General features: G+C 68.8%; 11 protein-coding genes. 6 read left to right on the plus strand and 5 right to left on the minus strand.

The annotated features are described in order from the left end of the window. Nucleotides 1–72: 72 nt before the first annotated feature. Both ALA01S_RS21490 and ALA01S_RS21495 read right to left on the minus strand, forming a co-directional pair. A complete protein-coding gene (locus ALA01S_RS21490) occupies nt 73–1,110 on the minus strand; it encodes a microcin C ABC transporter permease YejB (protein WP_066340830.1) in 1,038 nt (345 codons plus the stop codon). After that, nucleotides 1,111–3,105 (minus strand): extracellular solute-binding protein, encoded by a 1,995-nt coding sequence (locus ALA01S_RS21495; protein WP_066340832.1) that lies wholly within the window; start codon nt 3,103–3,105, stop codon nt 1,111–1,113. It lies immediately after the preceding gene. Between the two features lie 218 nt (nt 3,106–3,323). Here ALA01S_RS21495 and ALA01S_RS21500 point away from each other — a divergent pair, with 218 nt between their 5' ends. From ALA01S_RS21500 to ALA01S_RS21510, 3 genes are all read left to right on the plus strand, one after another. Then, a complete protein-coding gene (locus ALA01S_RS21500) occupies nt 3,324–4,094 on the plus strand; it encodes a TerC family protein (RefSeq protein ID WP_066340833.1) in 771 nt (256 codons plus the stop codon). A 111-nt stretch (nt 4,095–4,205) separates the two neighbouring features. Next, nucleotides 4,206–5,081 carry a pirin family protein gene (locus tag ALA01S_RS21505; protein ID WP_066340836.1) on the plus strand — a complete coding sequence of 292 codons (876 nt, stop codon included), beginning with the start codon at nt 4,206–4,208 and terminating at the stop codon, nt 5,079–5,081. A 92-nt stretch (nt 5,082–5,173) separates the two neighbouring features. After that, nucleotides 5,174–5,881, plus strand: a complete 708-nt coding sequence (locus ALA01S_RS21510; RefSeq protein WP_066340838.1) for a phosphatase PAP2 family protein — start codon at nt 5,174–5,176, stop codon at nt 5,879–5,881. A gap of 28 nt (nt 5,882–5,909) precedes the next feature. Here ALA01S_RS21510 and ALA01S_RS21515 read toward each other — a convergent pair whose 3' ends face one another. Together ALA01S_RS21515 and ALA01S_RS21520 are read right to left on the minus strand one after the other, a co-directional pair. Then, nucleotides 5,910–7,139, minus strand: a complete 1,230-nt coding sequence (locus ALA01S_RS21515) for an RtcB family protein (RefSeq protein ID WP_066340841.1) — start codon at nt 7,137–7,139, stop codon at nt 5,910–5,912. Nucleotides 7,140–7,221: 82 nt separating this feature from the next. Then, nucleotides 7,222–7,719, minus strand: a complete 498-nt coding sequence (locus tag ALA01S_RS21520; protein ID WP_066340843.1) for a c-type cytochrome — start codon at nt 7,717–7,719, stop codon at nt 7,222–7,224. A 294-nt stretch (nt 7,720–8,013) separates the two neighbouring features. On the opposite strand from ALA01S_RS21520, the gene ALA01S_RS21525 reads away from it, so the two are divergent. Then, on the plus strand, nt 8,014–9,384 hold the full coding sequence (locus tag ALA01S_RS21525) for a chloride channel protein (protein WP_066340864.1): 1,371 nt from the start codon (nt 8,014–8,016) through the stop codon (nt 9,382–9,384). Between the two features lie 59 nt (nt 9,385–9,443). Here ALA01S_RS21525 and ALA01S_RS21530 read toward each other — a convergent pair whose 3' ends face one another. Beyond that, nucleotides 9,444–9,626 carry a hypothetical protein gene (locus ALA01S_RS21530; RefSeq protein ID WP_066340845.1) on the minus strand — a complete coding sequence of 61 codons (183 nt, stop codon included), beginning with the start codon at nt 9,624–9,626 and terminating at the stop codon, nt 9,444–9,446. Between the two features lie 233 nt (nt 9,627–9,859). Here ALA01S_RS21530 and ALA01S_RS21535 point away from each other — a divergent pair, with 233 nt between their 5' ends. Then, the gene (locus ALA01S_RS21535; protein WP_066340847.1) at nt 9,860–10,390 is read left to right on the plus strand and encodes a hypothetical protein; all 531 of its coding nucleotides are present in this window, start codon (nt 9,860–9,862) and stop codon (nt 10,388–10,390) included. Nucleotides 10,391–10,438: 48 nt separating this feature from the next. Beyond that, nucleotides 10,439–10,769: hypothetical protein (locus tag ALA01S_RS33310; RefSeq protein ID WP_157119168.1), on the plus strand; the 331-nt coding region annotated here is incomplete at its 3' end.

Here is a 10,769-nt window from a genome sequence, read left to right on the forward strand (position 1 = left end):
ACGGGGCGATCGCTGCCCTGGGCGGCGGCGGGGGTGGCGGGAAGAATGGGTTGGGAGCTCATGCCGCGCGCCTCACTTGCCCACGCTGCCGAACTGCACGCGCGGATCGACCACCACGTACATCAGGTCCGAGATCAGCTTCACCACCAGGCCGATGAGCGTGAAGAGGTAGAGCGAGCCCAGCACCACCGGGTAGTCGCGCCGCACCACGGACTCATAGGCCAGCAGGCCCAGCCCATCCAGCGAGAACAGCGTTTCGATGAGCACCGAGCCCGCGAAGAAGGCGCCGATGAAAGCCGCCGGGAAGCCCGTGACCAGCGGGATGAGCGCGTTGCGGAAGATGTGCTTGTAGAGCACGCGGCGCTGCGACAGGCCCTTGGCCCGCGCCACCAGCACGTACTGCTTGCGCATCTCCTCGACGAAGGTGTTCTTGGTCAGCATGGTCATGACGGCGAAGCTGCCGATCACCAGGCAGATCAGCGGCAGCGTCAGGTGCCAGAAGTAGTCGGCGATGCGCGCCGGCCAGGTGAGCTCCTCCCAGTTGTCCGAGGTCAGCCCGCGCAGCGGGAACACCTCGAAGAAGGTGCCGCCGGCAAACAGGACGATGAGCAGCACGCCCAGCACGAAGCCCGGGATCGCGTAGCCCACCAGCACCGCCATGGTGGTCAGCGCATCGAAGCGCGTGCCCTCGCGCACCGCCTTGGCCACGCCCAGCGGGATGGAGATCAGGTAGGAGATGAAGAAGGTCCACAGCCCAAGCGACACGGAGACGGGCAGCTTCTCCTTGATGAGCTGCCACACGTCCTTGTTCTGCAGAAAGCTCTTGCCCAGGTCGAAGCGCGCGAACTGGCCCAGCATCTCGAAGTAGCGCACGTGCGCGGGCTTGTCGAAGCCGTAGAGCTTCTTGAGCTCGGCGAGCTGCTTGGCGTCGCTGTCGCGCCCGGCCTTGTAGACGTCGCTGTCGCCGCCCTTTTGCGTGGCGCGCGCCTCGGCCAGGAGCTGCTCCACCGGCCCGCCGGGGACGAACTGGATGACGGCGAAGGTGATGGTGAGCGCCCCCAGCAGCGTGGGGATCATCAGCAGCAGCCGCTTGAAGATGTAGCCGAGCATTCAGGCCTGCTCCTTGTTCCTGTCCTTGATCCACCAGCACATGACCGGCCAGGCGCTGTTCTCGCCGGCCGTGTCTATGCCGAAGTACAGCGGCTGCTTGGCCGGGATGCCGAAGCGGTTCCAGTACGAGGCCCGCTCGGCCGAGACGTACACGTCCGGCACCTGCCAGTGGTTCCACATCACGATGCGGTCCATGGCCCGGCAGCAGTCGCGCAGCTCGGCCAGGGTCTGCACCTTGGACATGACGGCCAGGATGTGGTCCAGCGCCGGGCTCTTGATGCCGCGGAAGTTGCCGTTGCCCTTCTCGTCCGCCGCCTGCGAGCCGTAGCTGGTGATGTAGCTGGCGGCGTTGGGCAGGGTGAACTTGCCTTCGACGATGGTGATGACGTCGAAGTCGTAGTTCTCCAGCCGGTTGCGGTAGAGCGCGAAGTCCACGTTGCGCTCCTTGAGCGTGATGCCCAGCTTCTCGCAGTTCTTCTGCCAGTCCGAGATGCGCCCGCCCGTCTCGCCCGGGTTGAGGTATTCCAGCTCCAGCGCGCGCCCCTGCGCGTTGCGCAGCAGGCCGTCGCCATCGAGCTTCCAGCCCGCGTCCTCCAGCAGCGCACGCGCCTTGAGCAGGTTGCGGCGCAAGTCCGCCGCGCCGCCGGCGGTGCTGGGCGGGCGAAAGGCCGGGCCGAACACTTCCGGCGGCAGCGCCTTGCGGTAGGGCTCCAGCAGCTTCAATTCGCCCGCGGAGGGCAGCCCCTCGGCCGCGAACTCCGAGTTGTTGAACACGCTGTAGGCGCGCTTGAGCAGGCCGAAGCGGTTGATGCGCTCGAAGTCGTAGGCCAGGGCGATGGCCTCGCGCACGCGCCGGTCGCTCAGCAGCTCGCGCCGGGTGTTGAACTGGTGGCTTTGCAGGCCCTGGCCAGTGGCGGTCTCGAAGTCGTTCTTGACGATGCGCCCGTCGTCCCACTTCGGCCCCTTGTGCTGGCGCGCCCAGGCGCGCGAGCTGTACTCCTTGTGGATGTCGTACTCGCCGGTCTTGAAGGCCTCGAACGCCACCGAGCCGTCCTTGTACATGCGGTAGACCACGCGGTCGAAGTTGAACCAGCCGCGCCGCGTGGGGTGCTCCTTGGCCCAATAGTCCGGGTTGCGCTTGAACTCGATGCGCCGGCCCATGTCCACGCGGTCGATGACGTAGGCGCCGGTGGTGATGGGGTACTCGCCCACGACCTGATCGAAGGGTTTCACCTTGCCGTCCGCGCCCAGGCCCCACTTGCGCGAGAACACGGGCAGGCCGCCGACGAGGAAGACGGTGTCCAGGCTGCGGTCCTTGATGCCGAAGCGCACCGTGCGCTCGTCCAGCACCGTCACGGGCCCGGCCGGGGCGTAGGTCTGCACCAGTGCGGGCGAGGCCTGCTTGCTGGTCAGGCGCTCGAAGCTGAACTTCACGTCCTCGGCCGTCACGGGGTCGCCGTTCCAGAAGCGCGCGCGCGGGTCGAGCCGGAAGGTGATGCTGGACTTGTCCGGCGCCACGATGAAGCGCTCGGCCAGCAGCCCGTACATGGTCTGCGGCTCGTCGTCCGCGCCGGTGCACAGGCTCTCGAACATGTAGATCGACACCCCCGCCGGCGCGTTGCCGCGCACCGTGAAGGGGTTGAACTTGTCGAAGCTGGTGCGCCGGTCCGGGTTGCGCAGCTTCAGCACGCCGCCCTTGGGCGCGTCCGGCCGCACGTACTCGAAGCTGGTGAAGTTTTCCGGGTACTTGGGCTCGCCGAAGGTGGCCAGGGCGTGCACCCAGCGTCCGCCCTCGGCGGCGGCGCCTTCGGCGTCCGGCGGCGCGGCGCCGTTGGCGCCCTGGGCGTTGGAGGGGCCGGACACCGGCGCGGCGGCGGCGCGGGAGGAGGCCATGGCGGCCAGCGCCGGCCAGGCCGGCCACAGGCTGGAGGACAGCAGCAGCGCCGCGGCGCGGCGCCGGTCACGCCGCGGCGGCGCGGCAGGTTTATCGGGCATCGTTGTCAACGGTCGGACCCGTGGGTCCGGGGGGTTGGATGAGGCGCGCTGATCATGCGCGAAATGGCGCGCCGGCGGCAATGCGCGGACCTGGACCCCTGAAGTGGCCGGGCATGCCGGCTGCAATGGGAACGCCCGCCCGACCGCGCACTCGAAACGTCTTTTGCGCGGGCGCCGCGCCGCCCTGGCTCACTTCAAAAATCCGCCGGAGAACCCCCGTGATGGAACTGCTCACCGACCCTCAAGCCTGGATCGCCTTCTTCACGCTCACCGCGCTGGAGCTGGTGCTGGGCATAGACAACATCATCTTCATCTCCATCCTGGTCGATAAGCTGCCCGCCGAGCGGCGCGAGTTCGCCCGGCGCCTGGGCTTGTTCATGGCCATGTTCATGCGCATCGGCCTGCTGCTGCTGCTGTCGTGGATCGTTGGGCTGGTGGAGCCGCTGTTCACGGTGCTCAACCAGGAGATCTCGGGGCGCGACCTCATCCTCATCCTGGGCGGCCTGTTCCTGATCTGGAAGAGCACGGGCGAGATCCACCAGTCCTTTGCCGGCGAGGAGGAGCATGCCTCCAAGGCCGTGGCCGCCAGCTTCAGCGGCGTGATCCTGCAGATCATGGTGATCGACCTGGTGTTCTCGCTGGACTCCATCATCACCGCGGTGGGCATGGTGGACGAGGTGGCGGTGATGATTGCCGCCGTCGTCGCCTCGGTGGGGATGATGATGGTCTTCGCCGGGCCGATCGGCCGCTTCGTGTCGGAGCACCCGACCATCAAGATGCTGGCGCTGTCCTTCCTGGTGGCCGTGGGCGTGGTGCTGCTGGCCGACGGCTTCGGCCACCACGTGCCCAAGGGCTACATCTACTTCGCGATGTTCTTCTCGCTGGTGGTGGAGATGCTCAACATCCGGCTGCGCAAGCGCACCGACCGGCCCGCGGCGCTGCAGCAGGCGCCCCACGCGCACGGCGGCCCGGCCCACCCGCCGCGCTGAGCCCTGCCCTGCGCTGCCAAGGCCGCCTGCGGGCGGCCTTTTCGTTTCATGGAACCCGGCATGCACACGCGTGCAATGCCAAGGCCTTGCGCGGCACCTACAGTGACCCGCATGGACACCAACACCGCCACCCCCGACCTCGTCCGCCACCCGCGCCACGTCGAGCGCGTGCTCGCCGGCACCCCGACCAGCGACGGTGCGGGCGTGAAGCTCACCCGCGTGCTGACGCAGCCGCTGCAGCGCCGGCTGGACCCCTTCCTGATGCTGGACGCCTTCGGCACCGACAACCCCGACGACTACATCGCCGGCTTCCCCGACCACCCGCACCGCGGCTTCGAGACCGTGACCTACATGATTGCCGGGCGCCTGCGCCACCGCGACAGCGCCGGCCACGAGGGCCTGCTGGAAAACGGCGGCGTGCAGTGGATGACGGCCGGCCGCGGCCTGGTGCACAGCGAGCTGCCCGAGCAGCAGGAAGGCCGCATGGAAGGTTTTCAGCTCTGGCTGAACCTGCCGTCGGACCAGAAGCTGTGCGAGCCGGGCTACCGGGACATCGCCTCCGGGCAGATCCCCGAGCTCCAGACGGCCGAGGGCGTGCGCGTGCGCGTCATCGCCGGCACCAGCCACGGCGTGGCCGGCGCCGTGCAGCGCGAGCGCACCGAGCCGCTGTACCTGGACCTGCACCTGCCCGCGGGCGCTGCCTTCGAGCAGGCCCTGCCGGCCGCGCACAACGCCTTCATCTACGTCTACCGCGGTGCGCTGGACGTGGCGGACACGCCGGTGGCCGTGCAGCGCATGGCCCTCTTGCGCAACGACGCGGGCAGCGACGGCGTGCGCATGCGTGCCGGCGCCGAGGGCGCGCGGGCGCTGCTGATCGCCGGGCAGCCGCTCAACGAGCCCATCGCGCAGTACGGGCCCTTCGTCATGAACAGCAACGAACAGATTTTTCAGGCCGTGGAGGATTTCCGCGCAGGCCGGTTCGTCTAGGGGGAATCCCGAAGTTTTGCGGCGCGCGCGGCGGGGGTGTCCCTTAAGCTCGCGCCGCCTTGTATCCCTTCCGCGCGGGCCGCGCGGCTGCCATGACCGAAGTCTCCTGGAACCTGCTGACGCGCCTGGGCGAAGCCCAGATCCTGCTGCCCGCCATGCTGGCCACGCTGCTGTGGCTGTCGCTGCGCTCGCACACGCCGCGCGCGGCGCTGGTGTGGGGCGGCTGCACGGCGGTGTCGGCGCTGGTGACCACGGCCAACAAGGTCGCCTTCTTCGGCTGGGAGATGGGCTATGCGCCGCTGAACTTCACCGGCATCTCCGGCCACTCCATGTTCGCCGCGGCGGTGCTGCCGGTGCTGGCGCGGGTGCTGGTGGCCGACGCCGGGCCGCGCCTGCAGCGCGCGGCCGTGCTGGGCGGCACAGCGCTGGCGGCGCTGATCGCGGTGTCGCGTGTGCAGGTGCTGGCGCACTCGCCCTCGGAGGCGCTGCTGGGCTTCGTCCTGGGCCTGGGCACCGCGCTGCTGGCGCTGCGCGGCATGCACGTGCCGCGGGTGCACGCGTCGCGGCTGCTGGTCTACGGGGTGTTGGCGTGGATGACGCTCACCGTCAGCGACGCCCCGCCCTCGCAGACGCACAGCATGGTCATGCGGCTGTCCGTGGCGCTTTCCGGCCGCGACGAGCCCTACACGCGCTGGCAGATGCTGCGCGACTACCGCCACGAGCTGCAGCGCGAGGGCCGGCCGCTGCCGGGCTATTTCACGGGGCCGCTGGTGATGGGGCGCATGCGGGTGGTGGAGTAAGGCAGCCCGGCGCCCAGCCGGCGGCGCCTCACCCCTTCACGCACACCACCTGCCGCAGCGTGTGCACCACTTCCACCAGGCTGTCCTGCGCCGCCATCACCGCCTGGATGTTTTTGTAGGCGTGCGGGATCTCGTCGATCACGTCCTTGTCCTTGCGGCATTCCACGCCCTCGGTGGCGGCGCGCTGGTCGGCCACGGTGAAGCGGCGTTTCGCCTCCGTGCGGCTCATGCGGCGGCCCGCGCCGTGGGAGCAACTGCTGAAGCTCTCGGGGTTGCCTTTGCCGCGGACGATGAAGCTGCGCGCGCCCATGCTGCCGGGGATGATGCCCAGCTCGCCCTCTCGCGCACTCACCGCGCCCTTGCGCGTGACCCACACGTCCTGGCCGAAGTGCCGCTCGCGCTGCACGTAGTTGTGGTGGCAGTTCACCGCCTCGGTCTGCACGTCGAACGGCTTGCGGATCACCTTGCGCGCCGCGGCCACCACGGCTTTCATCATGAGCTCCCGGTTCGTGGCCGCGAAGCGCTGCGCCCACCCCACCGCGCGCACGTAGTCGCCGAAGTAGCGTGAGCCCTCCTCCAGGTAGGCCAGGTCGCGGTCGGGCAGGTTGGCCTGGTGTCGCAGGGCGTCCTGCTTGGCCAGCTCGATGAAATGCGTGCCTATGGCGTTGCCCACGCCGCGCGAGCCGGAATGCAGCATGAACCACACGGCACCGGCCTCGTCCAGGCAGACCTCTATGAAATGGTTGCCCGTGCCCAGCGTGCCCAGGTGCACGCGCTGGTTGGTCTTCTCCAGCTTGGGGTGGCCGCGGCAGATCTCCTTGAATTCCGGCGCCAGCGCGGCCCAGGCGGCGTCCACGGGCGGCGGCACGTCGCGCCAGGCGCCGGGGTCGCGCGCGCCCGGGGCGCGGCCATGCGGCACGGCGTGCTCGATGGCGCTGCGCAGCGGGCCCAGGTGGTCCGGCAGGTCCGAGGCGCTCAGCGTGGTGCGCGCGGCGATCATCCCGCAGCCGATGTCCACGCCCACGGCGGCCGGGATGATGGCCTTCACGGTCGGGATGACCGAGCCCACCGTCGCGCCTATGCCCAGGTGCACGTCCGGCATGGCCGCGACGTGGTGGAAGACGATAGGCAGCTTGGCCGCGTTGGCCAGTTGCTGCCGCGCCGCGTCCTCCACCGGCACGCCGCGCGTCCACATCTTCAGCGGCACGCCGCCTTCGACCGCCTGCTCCTCGTAGTCCTTGTGTGTGGCCTTGGCCATGGCGGCTCCTTTCTCTTCGATGCGCCCCGTGCGGCTCACCCTCTGGCCGCGGGCAGCCGCCGTGCCGCCGGGGCTTGCGCCTTCAGGGCTGCGTCTTGGCCGCCTCGTACTGCGCGTTCATCCGGTTGTGCTTCTCGCGCACGCTCGCCGGCCAGCGCGACTTGATGAAGGAGAGCACGGCGACGATGTCCTCGTCGCTGAGCACGCCCTCGAACGCCGGCATGGCCGTCTTGTAGTCCTTCAGGCCCGCGGCCTTGGCGATGCCCAGCTTGGTGAGCTTGAACAGCTGCTCGTCCGGGTGGTGCCAGGTGTGGCCGCTCTCGTCGTGCGGCGGCGCGGGCATCAGCCCGTTGACGTCCGGCTCGCGCCAGTCGGCCTGGCCCTCCAGGTTGGCGCCGTGGCAGGCGGCGCAGCGCACCTGGTAGATGCGCTCGCCCTTGCCCACCAGCAACCGGTCGTCAGGCCGCAGCAGCGGCGCGTGCGGCGGCGGTGCGGGCACGGCATGGCGCTGGAACAGGACAACGGCCATCCCCACGCTGCCCACGGCAGCGGCGGCAAGGACAAGCGAGCGAAATTTCATCGGCACCAAGGCTTCCCGGTCGGTCTCACAGCTCACAGCGTGCCAGCCTCGCGGCACCTCCCCTTGATCCGGGAGCACAGCGGGCGCTGGTCGCGCCGCTGCAGGCGCTGCCCAGGGCGTTGCGGCGTGCAAGGTCTGCAGCCGTGCCAGGACTTGGGACGCGATTGTCCGCTCGGCCACCACAATCCCGCGGCCGCCGGGCGCGGGCGTGGACTTTGCTCGCCCTGGGCGGCTTTTCCCGCCGCACTGCGCCGGCGCACGCACGGCGTGCCCGGCGCCTCACAGAACAAAACCATGCAGCACCAGCACGAGCCGGACATCCTCAGAAACCTGCGCACGGAGCTGGTGGACTGGCGGCCTTGGCTGGACAGGGCCATCGTCCTGGCCGCCGCCGCCGCGGCCGGGCTGCTGGTGGTGGGTTTCACCTTGCTGACCGACCAGGCGCTGCGCCTGTTCGAAAAGCTGTGGCACGCCGCCCCGTGGGCGCTGTTCGTCACCGGCCCGCTGTGCGTGGCGGCCATCGTGTGGGCCACGCGCAAGTGGTTTCCCGGGGCGGCGGGCTCCGGCATCCCGCAGGTCATGGCCGCGCTGGACACGGCCACGCCGCCGCCGCAATACGGCCTGTTCGTATCGCTCAAGCTGAGCCTGGTGAAAGTGCTGCTGTCCTCGGCCGGGTTGCTGGCGGGGCTGTCCATTGGGCGCGAGGGCCCGTCGGTGCAGGTGGCCGCGGGCGTGATGCTGGCGGCGCGGCGCTGGCTGTCCACGCGCACCGTCATCAACGCGCACGGGCTGCTGGTGGCCGGCGGGGCGGCGGGCATCGCCGCGGCCTTCAACACGCCGTTGGGCGGCGTGCTCTTCGCCATCGAGGAGCTTTCGCGCAACCTCAACCAGCGCAGCAGCGGCCTGCTCATCGCCGCCATCGTCCTGGCCGGCCTGATGGCTGTCTCGGTGTTCGGCAATTTCACCTACTTCGGCGTCATCCACGCGCCGCCGCTGGACTGGGACGTGCTCGCGCCGGGCCTGCTGGTCACGCTGCTCGGCGGCCTGTTGGGCGGGCTGTTCGCGCGGCTGCTGATCGCCTCCACCGCCGGCACAGCGGACCGCTTCAGCGCCTGGCGGCGCCAGTACCCGATCCGCTTTGCCGCCGGCTGCGCGCTGGCCGTGGCCGCCATAGGCGCGGCCACCGGCGGCGCGACCTTCGGCAGCGGCTACGAGCACACGCGCGCCCTGCTGGAAGGCGGGGAGGGCACGCAGCACCAGCCCGTGATCTTCGTAGTGCTGAAGTTCGCCGCCACCTGGCTCTCGGCCTGGGCGGGCGTGCCGGGAGGCATCTTCGCGCCCTCGCTGTCCATAGGCGCGGGCGTCGGCCACGACGTCGCCTCGCTGATGCAGCAGCCGGCCCTGGCGCCCGCGCTCATCGCCATGGGCATGGCGGCCTTCCTGGCGGCGGTGACGCAGGCGCCCATCACCGCCTTCATCATCGTCATGGAGATGGTGGACGGCCACGCCATGGTGCTCAGCCTCATGGCGGCCTCCATGACCGCCAGCCTGGTGTCGCGCCAGATCAGCCGCCCGCTGTACGAGGCGCTGGCGGAGCTGCAGTTGAAGCGGCTGGAGGCGGTGCCCACGGCCGAGGCGCCCGCGGGATCTTCAAAAAGTGCTTGAAAGCGGCAGGGGACATTGCCGCGAGAAATCGCGAAATGACCCAGCGGTGCGCGCTGTTCTCAGCGCGAGCGGCGCTCGCGCCAGCGCGCCAGGAGCTGGCGCACCAGCGGCGCGGTGCACATGCAGCCGGTGGAGGCGCCGAAGGCCATGGGCCACATGGAGCCCGTGAGGTCCATGCCCCAGGCGCCGGTCACGATGGCGACCTGGCCTATGAAGTAAATCTGCAGCGGCGTGATGTTCATGGCGGCGCGTGGTCAGGCGAAAACTGGAAAAACCCACGCGGGGCGCGGACTTGCCAGCTTCATCGGCCGTGGCGGCGGGGCACTTGAGGCGGGTCAAGCGCGGCGGCATGCACTTCGTCACGCCGGGGCCCGTCCCGTGGCATGGCGGCTTTTGGGCGCGTGGCTTGCTGGACAGGTGCCAAGGCGCCGCGATGCGTGCGCCGCCACCGCAACCACAGCAAGGAGTTCTCACCATGGCTGACACCCCGTACGTCACCGGCTTGTTCCGCGACCGCGACAGCGCCGAGCGCGCCTACCAATCGCTGCATGAGCGTGGCTACACCAAGGACGACGTGAACCTGGTGATGTCCGACGAGACGCGCAAGCGCCACTTCGGCAGCGACACCACCGTGGGCACCCAGACCGAGCTGGGCAACAAGGCCGCGGAAGGCGCGGGCATCGGCGGCGCCATCGGCGGCACGGTGGGCGCGATTGCCGCGGCCGTGGCGGCCGTGGGCACCTCGGTGGCCATTCCGGGCCTGGGCATGGTCATCGCGGGCCCGATCGCCGCGGCGCTGGCCGGTGCCGGCGCAGGCGCGGCCAGTGGCGGCCTGATCGGCGCGCTCATCGGCTGGGGCATCCCGGAAGAGCGCGTGAAGCACTACGAGGAAGGCATCAAGCAAGGCGGCATCCTCATGGGCGTCAAGCCCCGCAGCGCCGATGACGCCGCGCACTTCGAAAGCAGCTGGCGCGCGGCCAACGGCGAGCACGTGTATTACCGCTGAAAGTGAACAGAATGTAGTGCCTGACAATTAGGTCATTGACGTCACCACATGGCGGCCTCTCGGCCGCCATTTACTTTTACAGGGATAGAAATGAATTTAGATTTAGAATTTCTGAAAAATCTTTTAATTCCATTGTCTAGCGTGGCCGCAACCTTCCTTTTTAAGACATTGGGTTTAGGAAAAGCAATAGATGACATGCGACATCTTCGAAAAGACAGACAAAAAAGAGAATATGAATTTGTCAGCAAACTCGCCAACAATTACAAGAGCAACGATCTATCAAGATACGCGGAAGAAATAGGATATTCCGCAATTATTTCAGACTTAAGTTTAGAGCTTGATGACAAAAAAGCGCTGCTTTCATTGAAAAATGCACATA

Source organism: Azohydromonas lata NBRC 102462, assembly GCF_001571085.1.
Lineage (GTDB): Bacteria > Pseudomonadota > Gammaproteobacteria > Burkholderiales > Burkholderiaceae_C > Azohydromonas > Azohydromonas lata.

What these genes read in the sequence shown, in the direction of transcription:
- ALA01S_RS21505 (WP_066340836.1), top strand. Translation starts at nt 4,206, where the DNA reads ATGGACACCAACACCGCCACCCCCGACCTCGTCCGCCACCCGCGCCAC.
- ALA01S_RS21490 (WP_066340830.1), bottom strand. Translation starts at nt 1,110, where the DNA reads ATGCTCGGCTACATCTTCAAGCGGCTGCTGCTGATGATCCCCACGCTG.
- ALA01S_RS21525 (WP_066340864.1), top strand. Translation starts at nt 8,014, where the DNA reads ATGCAGCACCAGCACGAGCCGGACATCCTCAGAAACCTGCGCACGGAG.
- ALA01S_RS21515 (WP_066340841.1), bottom strand. Translation starts at nt 7,139, where the DNA reads ATGGCCAAGGCCACACACAAGGACTACGAGGAGCAGGCGGTCGAAGGC.
- ALA01S_RS21535 (WP_066340847.1), top strand. Translation starts at nt 9,860, where the DNA reads ATGGCTGACACCCCGTACGTCACCGGCTTGTTCCGCGACCGCGACAGC.
- ALA01S_RS21530 (WP_066340845.1), bottom strand. Translation starts at nt 9,626, where the DNA reads ATGAACATCACGCCGCTGCAGATTTACTTCATAGGCCAGGTCGCCATC.
- ALA01S_RS21520 (WP_066340843.1), bottom strand. Translation starts at nt 7,719, where the DNA reads ATGAAATTTCGCTCGCTTGTCCTTGCCGCCGCTGCCGTGGGCAGCGTG.
- ALA01S_RS21495 (WP_066340832.1), bottom strand. Translation starts at nt 3,105, where the DNA reads ATGCCCGATAAACCTGCCGCGCCGCCGCGGCGTGACCGGCGCCGCGCC.
- ALA01S_RS21510 (WP_066340838.1), top strand. Translation starts at nt 5,174, where the DNA reads ATGACCGAAGTCTCCTGGAACCTGCTGACGCGCCTGGGCGAAGCCCAG.